Annotated in this window: 15 protein-coding genes; 11 read left to right on the top strand and 4 right to left on the bottom strand. The window is 63.4% G+C overall.

Features of this window, described 5'->3' with window-relative positions; all coding sequences use genetic code 11:
• Nucleotides 1-5 precede the first annotated feature (5 nt).
• Together VIM95_RS17155 and VIM95_RS17150 are read left to right on the top strand one after the other, a co-directional pair.
• Complete coding sequence (locus VIM95_RS17155; protein ID WP_331988154.1) at nt 6-977, top strand: oligopeptide/dipeptide ABC transporter ATP-binding protein; 972 nt, start codon at nt 6-8, stop codon at nt 975-977.
• A complete protein-coding gene (locus VIM95_RS17150; RefSeq protein WP_331988152.1) occupies nt 970-1944 on the top strand; it encodes a peptide ABC transporter ATP-binding protein in 975 nt (324 codons plus the stop codon). Before VIM95_RS17155 ends, VIM95_RS17150 begins: the two co-directional genes overlap by 8 nt.
• 72 nt (nt 1945-2016) lie before the next feature.
• On the opposite strand, the gene VIM95_RS17145 is transcribed toward VIM95_RS17150, so the two are convergent.
• On the bottom strand, nt 2017-3141 hold the full coding sequence (locus tag VIM95_RS17145; RefSeq protein WP_331988150.1) for an ABC transporter substrate-binding protein: 1125 nt from the start codon (nt 3139-3141) through the stop codon (nt 2017-2019).
• A 264-nt stretch (nt 3142-3405) separates the two neighbouring features.
• Between VIM95_RS17145 and coaD the strand changes: the two genes are divergently transcribed.
• The 9 genes from coaD to VIM95_RS17100 all read left to right on the top strand — a co-directional run bounded on the left by coaD (nt 3406) and on the right by VIM95_RS17100 (nt 11397).
• A complete protein-coding gene (gene coaD / locus VIM95_RS17140) occupies nt 3406-3900 on the top strand; it encodes a pantetheine-phosphate adenylyltransferase (RefSeq protein ID WP_331988148.1) in 495 nt (164 codons plus the stop codon).
• Between the two features lie 6 nt (nt 3901-3906).
• On the top strand, nt 3907-4842 hold the full coding sequence (locus VIM95_RS17135) for a class I SAM-dependent methyltransferase (protein ID WP_331988146.1): 936 nt from the start codon (nt 3907-3909) through the stop codon (nt 4840-4842).
• A gap of 128 nt (nt 4843-4970) precedes the next feature.
• Nucleotides 4971-6299, top strand: coding sequence for an aminopeptidase P N-terminal domain-containing protein (locus VIM95_RS17130; RefSeq protein ID WP_331988144.1), 1329 nt, complete (start codon nt 4971-4973; stop codon nt 6297-6299).
• A gap of 26 nt (nt 6300-6325) precedes the next feature.
• Nucleotides 6326-6916: a GDP-mannose pyrophosphatase NudK gene (gene nudK / locus VIM95_RS17125; RefSeq protein WP_331988142.1), complete on the top strand. Its 591-nt coding sequence runs from the start codon at nt 6326-6328 to the stop codon at nt 6914-6916.
• Nucleotides 6909-8081, top strand: a complete 1173-nt coding sequence (locus VIM95_RS17120) for an FAD-dependent monooxygenase (protein ID WP_331988140.1) — start codon at nt 6909-6911, stop codon at nt 8079-8081. Before nudK ends, VIM95_RS17120 begins: the two co-directional genes overlap by 8 nt.
• Complete coding sequence (locus VIM95_RS17115) at nt 8081-9244, top strand: UbiH/UbiF family hydroxylase (protein ID WP_331988137.1); 1164 nt, start codon at nt 8081-8083, stop codon at nt 9242-9244. Before VIM95_RS17120 ends, VIM95_RS17115 begins: the two co-directional genes overlap by 1 nt.
• Nucleotides 9245-9279: 35 nt before the next feature.
• Nucleotides 9280-10017, top strand: coding sequence for a DsbC family protein (locus VIM95_RS17110; RefSeq protein ID WP_331988135.1), 738 nt, complete (start codon nt 9280-9282; stop codon nt 10015-10017).
• Nucleotides 10018-10033: 16 nt separating this feature from the next.
• Nucleotides 10034-10672, top strand: coding sequence for a hypothetical protein (locus VIM95_RS17105; protein WP_331988133.1), 639 nt, complete (start codon nt 10034-10036; stop codon nt 10670-10672).
• Complete coding sequence (locus VIM95_RS17100; RefSeq protein ID WP_331988131.1) at nt 10669-11397, top strand: substrate-binding periplasmic protein; 729 nt, start codon at nt 10669-10671, stop codon at nt 11395-11397. Before VIM95_RS17105 ends, VIM95_RS17100 begins: the two co-directional genes overlap by 4 nt.
• Nucleotides 11398-11710: 313 nt before the next feature.
• Here VIM95_RS17100 and VIM95_RS17095 read toward each other — a convergent pair whose 3' ends face one another.
• From VIM95_RS17095 to ppa, 3 genes are all read right to left on the bottom strand, one after another.
• Nucleotides 11711-12745: an NADP(H)-dependent aldo-keto reductase gene (locus tag VIM95_RS17095; RefSeq protein WP_331988129.1), complete on the bottom strand. Its 1035-nt coding sequence runs from the start codon at nt 12743-12745 to the stop codon at nt 11711-11713.
• A gap of 102 nt (nt 12746-12847) precedes the next feature.
• Complete coding sequence (locus VIM95_RS17090; protein ID WP_331988127.1) at nt 12848-14857, bottom strand: M13 family metallopeptidase; 2010 nt, start codon at nt 14855-14857, stop codon at nt 12848-12850.
• 209 nt (nt 14858-15066) lie between these two features.
• Nucleotides 15067-15591, bottom strand: a complete 525-nt coding sequence (ppa, locus tag VIM95_RS17085) for an inorganic diphosphatase (RefSeq protein ID WP_331988319.1) — start codon at nt 15589-15591, stop codon at nt 15067-15069.
• Nucleotides 15592-15651 lie beyond the last annotated feature (60 nt).

Genomic DNA, 15651 nt, shown 5'->3' with positions numbered 1-15651 from the left:
CGGTCATGAGTCTGTTGAAAATCCGCAATCTGCGCGTCGAGTTCGGTTCCAAAGCCCACCCCTTCCCAGCCGTCGACGGCCTCGACTTCGAGATCGACCGTGGTGAGCTGGTCGGTATCGTCGGTGAGTCCGGCTCTGGCAAGTCGGTCACCATGATGGCCCTGATGGGATTGATCGACGCCCCCGGCCGGGTGACCGCCGACGAACTGGTATTCGATGGACACGATCTGCTCAAGCTGAGCCCCAATCAGCGTCGCAAGATCGTTGGCAAAGATATCTCGATGATTTTCCAGGACGCGCTGACCAGCCTCAACCCGTCCTATACCGTGGGTTTCCAGATCAAGGAATCGCTCAAGGTCCACCTGGGCCTGCGCGGTGCCGAACTGGAGAAGCGCGCGCTGGAGTTGCTTGAGCTGGTCGAGATCCCGGCAGCCAAGAGCCGGCTCGATGCCTACCCGCACCAACTCTCGGGTGGCATGAACCAGCGGGTCATGATCGCCGTGGCGATCGCCTGCAACCCCAAGCTCTTGATCGCCGACGAACCCACCACGGCACTCGACGTGACCATCCAGGCCCAGATCATGGACCTGCTGGGCCGCTTGCAGCAGGAACACAATATGGGCCTGATCATGATTACCCATGATCTGGCGGTGATCGCCGAGATGGCTTCGCGCATCTGCGTGATGTACGCCGGCCAAGTGGTGGAGCAGGCGCCGGTCGCCGGGCTCTTCGACGCGCCGCGCCATCCCTACACCCAGGCCTTGCTGGCCGCCATCCCTGAGCACAGCAAGGGTGCCAACCGCTTGTCTGCCCTGCCGGGCATCGTGCCGGGCCACTACGACCGCCCCAAGGGTTGTCTGCTGTCGCCGCGCTGCCGCTACGCACAGGACCGCTGCCGTAGCGAGCGCCCCGCGCTGCTCGACGGCGTGCGTTGCTTTACCCCCCTGAATGCCGAAGGAAACCCGACCCATGGCTAATGATCTGCTGGTCGCCCGCGACCTGACCCGTCACTACGAGGTCAGCCGCGGCTTTCTCAAGGGCCATGCGGTGGTCAAGGCGCTGAACGGCGTGTCTTTCACGCTGCGTGCCAAACAGACGCTGGCGGTGGTGGGCGAGTCGGGCTGTGGCAAATCCACCCTGGCGCGCCAGCTCACCATGATCGAGCCGGCTACCGCCGGTGTGCTGAATATCGAGGGCGTGGACGTGGCGCGCGCCGATGCGGCCACCGTCAAGGCTATGCGCGCCAAGGTGCAGATGGTGTTCCAAAACCCCTACGCCTCGCTCAACCCGCGCAAGACCATCCAGTCCACCCTGGATGAGCCGCTGTATATCAACACCGCGCTGAGCGCCGGCGAGCGGCGCGACAAGATCGACGCCATCGTTGCCAAGGTGGGCCTGCGCCCCGAGCATGTGCGCCGTTACCCGCATATGTTCTCGGGTGGCCAGCGACAGCGCATTGCCATTGCTCGCGCCATGATCTTGAACCCGCGCATCGTGGTGGCGGATGAACCGGTATCGGCGCTGGACGTCTCCATCCAGGCGCAGATCCTGAACCTGTTCATGGATCTGCAGGACGAGTTCGAAACCGGCTATGTGTTCATCTCGCACAATCTGAGCGTGGTGGAACACGTCGCCGACGACCTTCTGGTAATGTATCTGGGCGCCGCAGTCGAGTACGGCGAGAAGTCCACCATCTATGCGCGACCGCTGCACCCCTACACCCAGGCCCTGATGAGCGCGACCCCGGCCATCCGTGAGGAGGACCGCCGCATCAAGATCAAGATCACCGGCGAATTGCCCAGCCCGCTCAACCCACCCTCGGGTTGCAGTTTCCACAAGCGCTGCCCGTATGCGGTGGAGCGCTGCAAGCAGGAAGTGCCGCAGCTGCGCGAGATCGACGGCCGCCAGGTGGCTTGCCACCGGGTCGAGGAGATCAATGCCTAAGTGTTGGTCTTGCAGGGAAGTAAAAAAGCCGCTCCTTGGAGCGGCTTTTTCATTGACCCGGCAGTGTCAGGTTCAACGCGACAGCTCGCCTTTTTGATTGACGATGGTCAGCTCAACGAAGTGCGAACCACCACGCTGGCCCGGGCCGTAGGCCAGGCGGAAGCCGCTGTAGTTGATCTCGCTCATGCTCTCGAGGATCTCATACACCTTGCTGCGGCTGGGGTTGGCGCCGGCCTTGCTGATTGCGTCAGTCAGCACCTTGGCGGTGATAAAACCCTCCAGTGCGGCGTAGCCCAGTGGCGTGGGGCTGGAGGCGTAGCTGCCAACGACGGTCTGGAACTCCTTGATCAGTTTGTTCTGGTTGTCCCAGGGATAGGGATAGACCTGGGCGATGGCGAGGCCATGGACCATATTGGGCCCGATGTCCTTGACCAGTTCATCGAAGTCCACCGTCGAGACATGGTAGAGGCCGGCGTTGGTGTTGAGCTTACGGAATTCCTTGATAAAGGCACCGGACGGCTTGGTGATGGAGACCATCAGCACGGCCGAAACGTTGGAATCGGCCAGCTTCTGTGCGGCCGGCTGGACCTTGACGGTATTGGCCGGGTAGCTGGCGCTGGCGGCAATACTGATGCCGGCGGCCTTGGCTTCATCCTGGGCGGCACGCAGGCCATCCTGTCCGAACAGGTCGTCCTGGTAGAAGACGCCGATGCGGTTGATGCCCAGGCGCTTCATCTGGGCCAGGAGCTTGCTGATTTCCTCGCGCTGGCTGGCGCGGGTGTTGAACAGGTAGCGCGAACCGGGTTCACGCACCGTGGCAGAGCTGCTGGTCAGGCCTACCAGAGGGATGCCGCCACCATCCAGCCAGCGTCGGCTGATCACCGAGGCGGTGGCATCGGCACTGAAGTAGCCCATCAGCGCCAAGGCGTTGTCTTCATTGATCAGCTTCTTGGAGTTGGCCAGCGCCCGACCGAACTCGAAGCCGTCATCGTAGAGCACGTATTTGACCTGCTCGCCGTTGATGCCACCCTGCTTATTGAGCCAGTTGAAATAGGCTTGCGCCCCTTGCGTCATATTGCGGCCATATTCGCTGGCCACGCCGGACAAGGGGGCGGTCTGGCCAATGACGATGGCTGCCTGCGCCCAGCTTGCCAAGAGGCAAAGCGCCAGCGTGAGGGCCCGCGTGATCCCGTGCATGATTCGTATACTCCCTGTACTTGCTTGTTGTTTATTAGTGTCTGCTGCAATGGGATCGAGTGTGCCTTGCCAAAATAGGGCTTTCAATATAACCGTGTGCTGATGGGTGAACGGTGTTGCTGATTTGCCCATGCCAATGGCAAGGTATTGTTTTTAATTGCTAATTTGGCCTTTTCCCTTCGGGCTGACAGACGGCAAAAGGGGCATGCTTTGTTGGGTGCGGTGCACTAAAATGGGCGGCCCAAGGTAAAGGAATGCCCCACAATGAAACGTGCGGTCTACGCAGGCAGTTTCGATCCGGTCACCAATGGTCACCTCTGGATGATCGAACAGGGCTATGAACTGTTCGACGAGATGACGGTGGCGATCGGCGTGAACCCGGAAAAGCGCAGCACCTTCAGCGTGGAGGAGCGCGAGGACATGCTGCGTGAGTGCACCCAGCACCTGCCGCGGCTCAAGGTGGCGCACTTTGAGAACCAGTTCCTGGTCAACTATGCCCAGTCGGTTGGCGCCAACTTCATCCTGCGGGGCATCCGTACCGCCAGCGACTACGAATTCGAGCGCACCATGCGCTATGTCAATGCCGACCTGGTGCCGGAGATCGACACTATCTTCCTGATGCCACCGCGCGAGATTGCCGAGGTGAGCTCCACCATGATCAAAGGCCTGGTCGGCCCGGATGGCTGGGAGCAGGTGCTGCGCCAGTATGTGCCGCCGCCCGTCCATCGCCGCTTTATCGAAATGACCCTGAAGGCCTGACCCAGCGTGTCCGCACTGCAAGATTTCCAGAACCGCCTGAGCAAGAACCACAAGCACTACGCCAAATGGGCCCGCCGGGTAGGTACCGAGGCCTATCGTATCTACGACCGCGACATCCCACAGTACCCGGTCGCGGTCGATATCTATGGCGACCGCGCCCACGTCGCCGAGTACGACACCGGTTGGCAACAGACCGATGAGGAGCACGCCGCCTGGGTGGCCGAAGTAAAAAGCGCGGTGGCCGAGGTAGTGGGCGTCGCGGTGGACAAGCTTGCCTTCAAGCTGCGCCGTCGCCAGAAGGGCGAGTTCCAGTACAGCCGCACCGGGCACCATAGCGCCGACTTCACGGTCAGCGAGCAGGGCCGTCGCTTCTGGGTCAATCTGGACGAATACCTCGATACCGGCCTCTTTCTCGATCACCGGCCTACCCGCAAGCGGGTGGGTGAGGAGGCGGCGGGCAAGCGCTTTCTCAATCTGTTCGCCTATACCGGCAGCTTCACGGTCTACGCGGCGACCGGGGGCGCACCGGAGTCGGTCACGGTTGATCTGTCCAATACCTACCTGGACTGGGCCAAGCGCAATTTCGAGCTCAATGGCCTGGATATGGGGCGGCACAAGCTGGTACGCGCCGACGTGTTCCGTTTTCTTGAGGACGCGGTGGATCAGGGCGAGCTCTTTGACCTGATCGTCATGGACCCTCCGAGCTTTTCCAACTCGGCCAAGATGCTCGACGTGCTGGACGTGCAGCGCGACCACCTGAAGCTGGTGCGGCAGTGTCTCAAGCTCCTGATGCCGGGTGGGGTGCTGTACTTCTCGAACAACTTCCGCGGTTTTGAGATCGACGCTTCGCTGGTACCGCTGTGCCGCGATATTTCCGCGAGCTCGGTGCCGGAGGACTTCCGCAATCGCAAGATCCACCAGTGCTTCCGTTTCGAGGCCTGAGCGCCGCCGGTCTGCCCCGGCGCTGCTTCGGTCGCACCCGCCTTGCTGCGCCTTAGCAGCGGCTATAATCGCTCGTCTGTCATCGCGCGCGCCCAACCGCCTGCGCAGCACCTGATTGGAAACCCGTCATGCAAGCCAATATTGAAGCCCACAAGGCACGCCGCGCGCTGCTGAACGAACGTCTGCCGGCCGGTCTGGTGATCCTGCCGACCGCCCGGGTCAAGATGCGCAGCAACGATACCGACTACGCTTTCCGCTTCGACAGCGACTTCTTTTATCTGAGCGGCTACTACGAGCCCGACTCGGTGCTGGTCATGCAGCTCGGTGAGCAGCCGCGCTCGGCCCTCTTCTGCCAGCCCAAGAACGAACTGCGGGAGATATGGGAAGGCTTTCTGTTCGGCCCGGACGCGGCGCGCGAAGCGTTTGGCTTTGACGAGGCCTACCCCATAGGCGAATTGGACGCCAAGCTGATCGAATGGATCGCCGGCCAGCCGCGGCTCTACTTCCCCGTCGGCTTGGACGAGAAGTGGGACCGCCGCATGTTCGACCTGGTGGCCCAGGTCAATGCCCGCGCCCGTACCGGCCAGCCGGCACCGATCGAATTCATCGACGTGCGCGCCGCCATCGCCGAAATGCGCCTGTTCAAGGACGAGAGCGAGGTTGCGTTGATGCGCGAGGCGGGCCGCATCTCCTCCGAGGCGCATATCCGCGCCATGCGTACGGCCCGTGCCGGCCAGTTCGAGTACGAGGTCGAGGCCGAGCTGCTGTACCACTTCTACAAGTCCGGTTCGCGCTACCCGGCCTATGGCTCCATCGTGGCCAGCGGTGCCAATGCGACCTGCCTGCACTATCACGAGAACAACCGTCGCATGGAGCAGGGCGACCTGCTGCTGATCGACGCCGGTTGCGAGCTGCAAGGCTACGCCGCCGATATCACCCGCACCTTCCCCATCGGCGGCAAGTTCAGCGGTCCGCAGAAGGACATCTACGAGCTGGTGCTGGCAGCCATGCTGGCGAGCTTCGACAAGGTCAAGCCGGGTGAGCGGCGTATTGCCTACCACGATGCCTCGGTCCGTACCCTGACCCAGGGCCTTGTTGACCTTGGCATCCTGCAAGGCGAGGTCGATGGTTTGATCGAACGTGAAGCCTACAAGCAGTTCTATATGCACGGCACCGGCCATTGGCTGGGCCTGGATGTGCACGACGTGGGCGAATACAAGCTCAAGGGCGAATCGCGCCTCCTGCAGCCCGGCATGGCGCTGACCGTCGAGCCGGGCCTGTATTTCCGCCCCTTGCTGGCGGATTCGCCAGCTCACTATGTGCCGGTGCCGGAGCAATTCCTGCACATCGGTGTGCGTATCGAGGACGATCTGGTGGTAACTGCCAGCGGCCACGAGAACTTGACCGAGCTGACGCCCAAGACGGTGGCGGACATCGAGAAGACCATGGCCGGTTGAGGCCGGTAAGCCAGGAGGAGGCAGGCATGAGCGAGGTGGAGATCGTCGATACCCAGTTGCTATCGGACAACTGGTATCTGCTGCACAAATACACCTACCGGGTGCGCGGCCGTGACGGCAGCGTGCAGACCCAGAGCCGAGAGGTCTACGACCGTGGCAACGGCGCGACCATCCTGCTCTACAACCGCGAACACGGCACCGTGGTGCTGACCCGGCAGTTCCGCCTGCCTACCTTCGTCAATGGCAATCCGGATGGCATGCTGGTCGAAGCCTGCGCCGGCCTCCTGGACAACGACGCACCGGAAGACTGCATACGCCGCGAGGTGGAGGAGGAGACCGGCTACACGCTGGGCCCGGTGCGCAAGGCCTTCGAGGCCTATATGTCGCCTGGCTCGGTGACCGAGATCCTGCACTTCTTCGTGGCCGAATACGACCGTGCCGCGCGCGTGTCGGACGGTGGCGGCCTGGAAGCCGAGGGCGAGGACATCGCGGTGCTGGAGCTGCCATTCGAGGAGGCGCTGGCGCAGATGGCGCGGGGCGAGATCCGCGACGGCAAGACCATCATGCTGCTGCAGTACGCGGCCCTGCACCGTTTGTTGGAGCCCTCGCATGGCTGAACCGCAAGCCTGGCCCGCCCATGTGGATGTGCTGATCGTCGGCGGCGGCCCGGTAGGTGGTGCGCTGGCCTTGGCCCTGGAGGGCTGCGGCCTTTCCGTGGCGGTGGCCGAAGCGCGTTTGCAACCCGGTAGCGATGCCCGGGCGCTGGCGGTCTCGCATGCCAGCCAGACTGCGCTGGCAGACTGGCAGCTGTGGCCTGCGGCGCAGGCGACCGCGATCAACACGGTACATGTGTCACAGCAAGGCTGCATGGGGCGGGTCAAACTGACCGCGGCAGACCTGGATCTGCCGGCACTGGGCTATGTACTGCCCTATGCAGCGCTGGCACAGCGGGTGCACGCCCGTTTGGCCGCCCTGCCGCGACCCACCCACTACCTGACTGGCGCGCGAGTCAGTGCGCTGCAGACCCTGGAGGGCTATGCGGCGGTACGGATCGCCCATGCTGCTGGCGAGGCGCTGTTGACCGCCCGCCTGGTGGTATTGGCCGAAGGCGGGCAGCTGTTGCAAGCAGCCGGCCTCGCGCAGGCCGAACATGATTATGCCCAGCAGGCACTGGTGGCCGAGGTCCAGGCCGACCGGCCACCGCAGGGCGTGGCCTATGAGCGTTTTGCCAACGATGGTCCTATCGCCCTGCTGCCCAAGGGTAGTGGCTATGCCGTAGTATGGACCCGGCCGGGACCGGACCCGCTGGCGGCGGCCCAGATGACGGACAGCGACTTCCTGGCGGCGCTGCAGGCGCGCCTGGGCGACCGCGCCGGGCGTTTTACAGCCGTGGGTCCTCGCGCCAGCTTTCCCTTGCGGCTCAAATGGGCCAAGGGTCACCATGCCCGCCGTGTAGCGGTGGTCGGCAACGCCGCGCAAACCCTGCACCCGGTGGCGGGTCAGGGCTTCAATCTGGGTTTGCGCGATGCTTTGGCCCTGGCGCGGGTAATACGTGCCACGCCAGCCGAACAACTGGGTGAGGCGGCCATGCTGGCGCGTTATGCCGAGCTGCGCAAAACCGACAGCCTGGTGACCGTGGGCTTTACCGACAGCCTGATCCGGCTCTTTGGCGTCGATGATCCGCTCCTGCGCACCGTCAGGGCGACCGGTTTTATGGCGCTCGACAATCTTCCCCCGCTGCGCCGCGACTTCGCCGCGCGCATGGTTTTCGGTACCCGCTGATGCAAAACACCCAGCCGCAAGAGTTTGACCTGGTCATTGTCGGTGGCGGCCTGGTCGGTGCCAGCCTGGCGCTGGCCCTGGCACCGCACTGGCGCGTTGCCGTGCTGGAGCGTAGCGCGCCGGCAGTACCCAGCCTGGCTGAGGATGATTGGGACCAGCGCATCTATGCCATCAGCCCGGGCAGCCAGGATTTTCTGCACCGCATTCGGGCTTGGCCCCCCAAGCGTCAGGGGCTGATCCGCGAGATGGATGTGCGTGGCGACGCCGGCGGTGCCATCCGCTTCGATGCATTGGAACTGGCCAGCTCGCAGCTGGCCGCCACGGTCGAGAACCGATTGCTGCAACATACCTTGTGGCAGGCCCTGGCAGGCAAGGCGACGCTGCTCGCACCGGCGCAGCTTGAACGGGTGCAGTTCGGTACCGACGCTGTCCGTCTGACCCTGGCTGATGGTCGGGTACTGCAGGCCAGACTGGCGGTGGCCGCAGACGGCGCCAATTCCTGGCTGCGCGGCCAGGCCGGCATAGACTTTCGTCGCCAGCCCTACCAGCAGCAAGGGGTGGTGGCCAACTTCCGCTGTGCGCGGCCGCATGGCGATATCGCTCGGCAGTGGTTCCGCAAGGACGGCATACTGGCCTGGTTGCCGCTGGCAGGCCAGCGCTTGTCCATGGTCTGGTCCGTGGACGACGAGCAGGCCCAGGCGCTGCTGGCCTTGCCCGCCGAGCAGTTGGCGGACCGCGTGTCGGCGGCAGGCGGCCGTTCGCTCGGGGCATTGGAACTTATCGGCCGGCCGGCAGCCTTCCCGCTCAGCCTGGGCAAGGCCGAGCGCACCGTAGGGCTGCGACTGGCCCTGCTGGGTGACGCCGCCCATACCATCCACCCTTTGGCTGGGCAGGGCGTCAACCTCGGCTTTGGTGATGCCCGCGTGCTGGCTGAGCTGCTCAATGCCCGACCGGGTGGCGACCCGGGTGATGCCATGCTGCTGCAGCGTTATGCCCGTGCCCGCGCCGAGGACGTGCTGACCATGCAGACCGTATGCGATGGCCTGCAAAAGCTGTTCGCCAGCCATGATCCCGTGCTCGGGCGTTTGCGTAATCTGGGCTTGCAGCTGACCGACCGTGTCGGTCCGCTCAAACGTGCCATGATGCGACAAGCATTCCGATGACATAATTGACCTGAATCCATCCTAGGACCCTCACTATGAAATCCCTGACCAAACCCTTGCTGGCTGTTGTTGTCGGCATGGCCCTGGCGGCCTGTGCCAATGCAGCTGGCGAGAACCTCGACAACGTCAAGGCGGCGCTGAACAAGAAGTTTCCCGGCCGCAACGTCGAGAGCGTACGGGTGACGCCGATCAAGGGCCTCTACGAGGTGGTCTTTCCTGGCCGGCAGATCGTCTACACCGACGCCAAGGCTGACTACATCCTGGTCGGCGATCTGGTGGACGTTGCTGCCCGCAAGAGCCTGACCGAGGCGCGCGCGCGCGAGCTCTCCAAGACCGACTTTGCCAAGCTGCCTTTCGACAAGGCCATCAAGCTGGTCAAGGGGACCGGTGCCCGCAAGGTGGCCGTCTTTTCCGATCCGGACTGCCCGTTCTGCAAGAAGATCGAGCATGAGACCCTGAGCAAGCTCGATAACGTCACCATCTACACCTTCCTCTACCCGCTAGCCGAGCTGCACCCGGACGCGACCCGCAAATCTGCGCTGATCTGGTGCGCCGCCGACCGTCAACAGGCCTGGGACAACTGGATGTTCAAGGGTCAGTTGCCCGAGGGTAAGGGCGACTGCGCCAATCCGATCGCGGATATCCAGGCCTTGGCGGCGGGCCTCGGCATCAGCGGCACGCCTGCCATGGTGTTCGAGGATGGTCAGATCGTCTCGGGCGCCATTCCACAGCAGGACTTCGAAGCTAAATTGGGCGACAAGCCCAAGGCCTGACCGTCGGTAGGCCAGCATGCAGCGGCTGCTGTTAGCCATACTTGCGTCGCTGCTGCTGCATGCGCTGCTGCTGTTGCCGCGTGGCCGCGTGGAGGGCAAGGCGGTGAAGGCACAGGCCATGACGGTCACCATGCGCCACCTCGAACCCGCAGCGCAGGCACCGCTGTCCGTTGTGGTCCCGGACGAGCGGCCGGAGGACAGCGCGCCGTCGACCGAACCCGTTGCGACGGTGCCGCCGGCGGTCGAAGTTGCCGTGACGCCGTCCTTGCCCAGCGGCATTGCCGCTTACGGTCCAGCACAGGATCCCCAGTGGTACCGTTCGGACGAAGTAACGACCCGGGCATCACCGCTGGGGGTGATCGAATCGTCGCCGTTGGCGCTCTATGGCGGAGAGTTACCCCCGGGCAGGGCGGTACTGGAGGTTTATGTCGACGAGTTTGGCGTAACGGACCATGTCAACCTGCTGCTGGTCAGCCCACCTGGTCGGTTCGACGACAGCGTTACCCACCCATTCCTGTCCGCCCGCTGGAGTCCGGCAGTGCGTAATGGCCGCTTTGTCCGTAGCGTCAAGGTGGTCGAGCTGTGTGCCGGCGTTTGTGACGATCCCTCTTCCATCTATAACGGGATGAAACGGTCAGGAGAGGATGCAAAATGAAGGTACGCAGGCTGGCGATGGCCCTGATCGCATCGCTGGCCCTGTTAGCCCAGGCAGAAATACTGCGGGTGGGCTTTGGTACCCATAAGCCGCCGTATGTCTTCGAGAGCGAAAGGCGGGGCCTGGAATACGAGATCATCGAACAGGCCGCGCAACGGGCCGGTTTTCAGATCTCGCCTTACTTTGCCCCCATGGAGCGGCTGCACCGCATGCAGCAGGTCCACCAGCTTGATGCCATCGCCACCACCAACGAGCAGAGCCGGCTACCGGTCTACTACTCCAAGCCCTATATCGAGTACCACAACTACGCGGTCGCCCTGGCGGCACGACACCTGCCCATCCGCCAGGTGGCCGATCTGGGCCGTTACTCGGTCAGCGCCTTCCAGCGGGCCCGCGATCTGCTCGGGCCGGATTTCCAGGCCATGGCCGCCAACAATCCGCAATACCGCGAGGAAGCCCAGCAGGTGGTGCGTAACCGGTTGCTGCTGTCCGGCAGAGTCGACGTGGTGGTCGGTGACCGGCGCATCATCGAATACTTCAATCGCGAGATCGGCCAGCAGGTCGATATCAGCCAACCTTTGAGCTGGTACGAACTATTTCCGCCCACCCCCTACCAGGTCGGCTTTCGCACCGCCGAGCAGCGCGATCGCTTCGACGTCGGCCTCGAGACCCTGCGCCGTAGCGGCGACTACGCCGCCATCGAACGCAAATACGCCGACTATTGATAACTCGGCGGTGTCTCGTGGTATCGGTTAGTAGCGTCCCCGCCGGTTCTGAGTTGAGCGAGCGCAGCAAGGCTCCCAATATCCTTGAGCAGGTTTTCAGCGGCTATTTCGCGTGCCTTCACCGATGTGAACTGGCGCTATACAAAGTGCTGACGAGCGTCAGCGAGGTACCCCGCCGGAGGGCGGGGCGGAGGGGCAGGGACTCACTCAAGGGTAGGGCCACCGTATCCGGCCTCACAAATGTTAAGCGCCCGGGTTCCCCGGGCGCCCGCGCTGCACTGTCCTATCACGCACCGTTTACTACAAACAGGCCCTACGGCGCCGGGTTCGGATACCGCCGATGGATCGCCTCGATCCCTTCCAGCACTTCGGTAGAGAGCGTGAGCCGGCAACTGGCAATGTTCTGTTGCAGTTGCTCAAGCTTGGTCGCGCCGATGATCACGCTACCCATATACCAACGCTGCTGCGCCCAGGCCAGGGCCATCTGGGCAGGGTTCAAACCGTGCGCTTGCGCAAGGCCCACATAGGCTGCCACGGCGGCGGGCAGATTCTCCTTGCCATAGCGTTGGCCAAAAGCCGGAAAGCGGGTCAGGCGGCCGTCGGCTTGTGGGTCGGTCAGGTATTTGCCGCTCAGATGGCCAAAGGCCAGCGGGCTATAGGCCAGGAGGCTGATGCCTTCGCGGTGGCAGCTTTCCGCCAGGCCCTGCTCATAACTGCGGTTCACCAGGCTGAAGGCGTTCTGCAGGCTGACTACGCGGGGCAGGTTGTGCTGCGCCGCAAGTTGCAGGAACTCGCTCACACCCCAGGGGGTTTCGTTGGAGAGGCCAACGTAACGCACCTTGCCCGCCACCACCAATTTGCCCAGCGCTTCCAGTTGCTCGTGAATGCTGGCGTGGATGGTTTCGGTCGCCGGGTCGTACTGCGTGCCGCCAAACATGGGCACGCTGCGCGCCGGCCAGTGGATCTGGTAGAGATCGACATAGTCGGTACGCAGGCGCTGCAGGCTGCCCTCCAGGGCTTCGGCGATCTGGGCGCCATCGCAGCGCATGGGCTGGCGTATCCAGGGCATCCCACGGCCAGGGCCGGTGACCTTGGTCGCCAGAACGATGCGGTCGCGTGCTTGCCGCGTGAGCCAGCTACCGACATAGCGCTCGGTGCTGCCTTGGGTCTCGGCCCGGGCGGGCACCGGGTACATCTCGGCGGCATCGATAAAGTTGATGCCTTCAGCCAGCGCCAGATCGAGCTGGGCATGCGCCTCGGCCTCGCTGTTCTGCTCGCCAAAGGTCATGGTACCCAGGCACAGGGCGGAGACCTGCAAATCGGTCCGGCCCAGCTTGCGGTATTGCATATGCGACTCCCGGAGAAGGTGGTGGGATGATCTATTCTAGCGCCGGCGGAAAGCACCAGGGCCACCCGGAGGCGGCCCTGGCGGCTAAGGCTCTGGACTGTCCTACCAGATGCGGATGCGTTCGCTTTCAGGTTTGTACATACCGTCGCCCTGCTTGACCCCAAAGGCGGCCATAAAGGCATCGCTGTTCACCGCTGCACCGATGGGACGGTAGCGGCCGGGCGAGTGCGGGTCGGTGGTCAGGAGCTGCAACTGGCGCTCCTCCCGCACCTTGCCGCGCCAGACCTGCGCAAAGCCGATAAAGAAGCGCTGGTCGCCGCTGAAGCCGTCGAGCTTGTCGGCCGGCTTGCCGGCGAGGCTCAGCTGGTAGGCCTTGTAGGCGATCTGCAGGCCGGATAGGTCGGCAATGTTCTCGCCCAAGGTGAGCTTGCCGTTGACGAAGCGGCCGGCGATAGGCTGGTAGAGGTTGTACTGCGCGACCATCTGGTCAGTCAGGCCGGTGAAGGCTTGGCGATCGGTGTCCTGCCACCAGTTGTGCAGATTGCCCACGCCGTCGAACTGGCTACCCTTGTCGTCGAAGCCATGGCTGATCTCGTGCCCGATCACGGCACCGATGCCGCCGTAGTTGACCGCATCGTCCGCCTCGGCATCGAAGAAAGGAGGCTGCAGGATGGCGGCCGGGAAGACGATCTCGTTCTTGCTCGGGTTGTAGTAGGCATTCACCGTCTGCGGCGTCATGCCCCACTCCTCGCGATCGATGGGCTGACCGAGATGTGCCAGGTTGCGGCGGTAGTTGAACTCGGCACCTCGGGTGGCGTTACCGACCAGATCATCCGCCTTCACCACGAGGCCGCTGTAGTCTATCCACTTGCTCGGGTAGCCGATCTTGACCCCATAGTGGGCCAGTTTGTCCTGCGCACGGGCCTTGGTGGCCGGGCTCATCCAGGCCAGCTTGTCGATGCTTTGCGCGTAGGCCTTCATCAGGTTGCCAACCAGAGTCTCCATCTTCTGCTTGGCGGCAGGTGGGAAGTACTGGGCTACGTAGAGTTTGCCGACTGCCTCGCCGAGGTTGGCTTCGATCAGGCCAACACCACGCTTCCAGCGCGGGCGCAGTTCCTGGGTGCCGCTGAGCGCCTGTTCACGGTAGGCGAAGTGGGCCTCGACAAAGGGCTTGGACAGCAGCGGCGCGTATTCATCGAGCAGGTGGGCCTGCAGATAGTCACGCCAAACCGCCAGCGGTTCGCTGGCGAGCAGCGTGCCCAGGGTCTGGACATAATTGGGCTGCGAGACATTGACGTCACTGGCCTTGTCGGCGCCCGCGGCAGTCAGCAGGGCGGCCCAGTCCAGCTGGGGAGCCAGGGTCTTGAGGCCGGCAAGATCGAATTTGTTGTAGGTCTTTTCCGGATCGCGGTTGTCGACCTTGCTCCACTGGGCGCGGGCGAGCTTGGCTTCGAGCGCAATGACGGCGTCGGCCTTGCCGCTTGCCACTTCAGGGCGCTCACCAGCCAGTTTGAACAGGCTGGTCAGATAGCTGCGGTAGGCTTCGCGCGCCTTGCTGAAGCGCGGGTCTTGCTCGCTGTAGTAGTCGCGGTCGGGCAAGCCCAGGCCGGATTGGGAGATGCCCAGCTGGTAGCGGCTGGAGTCCTTGGCATCCTGGCGTACGCCCATGCGTACCGGTACGGCAACGCCGAGCGGCTGCATGGTACCGAAAGCCTTGACCAGGGCGGCGACATCGCGGATTTGGGCGATCTCTGCGAGGTAGGGCTTGAGGGGAGTGATGCCTTGCTTGTCTGCGCGCGCTTCGTCCATGAAGCTGGCGTAGAAGGTGGCGATCTGGCGGGCACTGGCGTCGCTCTGCTTGCTGGCGTTCTCGACGATGTCACGCACGCGTTGCTCGGAGAGGTCGCGCAGCTGGTCGAAGGCGCCCCAGCGGGTGCGGTCGGCCGGGATCTCGGTGCGCTTGTCCCAACCGCCGTTGACGGCCAGGTACAGGTCGTCCTGGATGCGTACGGTGGGATCGAAGTTGCTGGTGTCGATGCCGGACTTGGGTGCGGCGAACGCGCACAGCGGCAAGGCCAGCGCCAAGGCGCAGGCCAGTTTGTTGAGCTGCATGGTAATCCCCTGTTGTTGGCCGCCAGGATCGCCGGCGGATAGCAGGGGTCTTATGCCAGAAAACACTAATATAGACAGGGTGCTGCGACGGGCTGCCGTATGCCGGGATGAACGGAAAGTGATGCCCAAAAGAAAAGGTCACCCCTCTGGGTGACCTTTTCACGCGACAGCAGTACGGCAAGTGCCGTCGACAAAGCCCAGTGCAGCGCTTACTTGTAGCGGGCGACGCCGTCGACCAGCTCCTTTTGGGCGGCTTCGATGCCGTCCCAGCCCAGCACCTTGACCCACTTGCCCTTTTCCAGGTCCTTGTAGTGCTCGAAGAAGTGCTTGATCTGTTCCAGCAGCAGGGCTGGCAGGTCGGCGGTGGACTTCACGTCCTTGTACATCGGGCAGAGTTTTTCCACCGGCACGGCGATCAGCTTGGCGTCGATGCCAGATTCGTCTTCCATCTTCAAGACGCCCAGGGCGCGGCAACGTACCACCACGCTCAGGCTGAGCGGGAAGGGGGTGACGACCAGCACGTCGACCGGGTCACCATCTTCGCTCAGTGTCATGGGCACGTAGCCGTAGTTGCAGGGGTAGAACATGGCCGTACCCATGAAACGGTCCACGAACATGGCGCCAGTTTCCTTATCCACTTCGTACTTGATCGGAGCGGCGTTGGCGGGGATCTCGATGATGACGTTGAACTCGTCGGGCAGCTTTGCGCCGGGGGTGACGTTGTGCAGGCTCATGGCGTGACTCTTGAAGATGGTTGCAGAAACGGGAGGACGCGGCGTGGCAAGGTGCAGGCC

This window comes from Chitinimonas sp., from assembly GCF_036568685.1.
Lineage (GTDB): Bacteria > Pseudomonadota > Gammaproteobacteria > Burkholderiales > Chitinimonadaceae > Chitinimonas.
The sequence above is the reverse complement of the archived record's forward strand: the minus strand, read 5'-3'. Positions and strand labels throughout refer to the sequence as shown.

Bases quoted from the DNA above. Each gene is read 5' to 3' on its own strand.
- VIM95_RS17100 (WP_331988131.1), top strand. From the start codon at position 10,669: ATGAAGGTACGCAGGCTGGCGATGGCCCTGATCGCATCGCTGGCCCTG.
- ppa (WP_331988319.1), bottom strand. From the start codon at position 15,591: ATGAGCCTGCACAACGTCACCCCCGGCGCAAAGCTGCCCGACGAGTTC.
- VIM95_RS17115 (WP_331988137.1), top strand. From the start codon at position 8,081: ATGCAAAACACCCAGCCGCAAGAGTTTGACCTGGTCATTGTCGGTGGC.
- VIM95_RS17120 (WP_331988140.1), top strand. From the start codon at position 6,909: ATGGCTGAACCGCAAGCCTGGCCCGCCCATGTGGATGTGCTGATCGTC.
- VIM95_RS17150 (WP_331988152.1), top strand. From the start codon at position 970: ATGGCTAATGATCTGCTGGTCGCCCGCGACCTGACCCGTCACTACGAG.
- VIM95_RS17145 (WP_331988150.1), bottom strand. From the start codon at position 3,141: ATGCACGGGATCACGCGGGCCCTCACGCTGGCGCTTTGCCTCTTGGCA.
- VIM95_RS17155 (WP_331988154.1), top strand. From the start codon at position 6: ATGAGTCTGTTGAAAATCCGCAATCTGCGCGTCGAGTTCGGTTCCAAA.
- VIM95_RS17095 (WP_331988129.1), bottom strand. From the start codon at position 12,745: ATGCAATACCGCAAGCTGGGCCGGACCGATTTGCAGGTCTCCGCCCTG.
- VIM95_RS17105 (WP_331988133.1), top strand. From the start codon at position 10,034: ATGCAGCGGCTGCTGTTAGCCATACTTGCGTCGCTGCTGCTGCATGCG.
- coaD (WP_331988148.1), top strand. From the start codon at position 3,406: ATGAAACGTGCGGTCTACGCAGGCAGTTTCGATCCGGTCACCAATGGT.
- VIM95_RS17090 (WP_331988127.1), bottom strand. From the start codon at position 14,857: ATGCAGCTCAACAAACTGGCCTGCGCCTTGGCGCTGGCCTTGCCGCTG.
- VIM95_RS17130 (WP_331988144.1), top strand. From the start codon at position 4,971: ATGCAAGCCAATATTGAAGCCCACAAGGCACGCCGCGCGCTGCTGAAC.
- VIM95_RS17110 (WP_331988135.1), top strand. From the start codon at position 9,280: ATGAAATCCCTGACCAAACCCTTGCTGGCTGTTGTTGTCGGCATGGCC.
- nudK (WP_331988142.1), top strand. From the start codon at position 6,326: ATGAGCGAGGTGGAGATCGTCGATACCCAGTTGCTATCGGACAACTGG.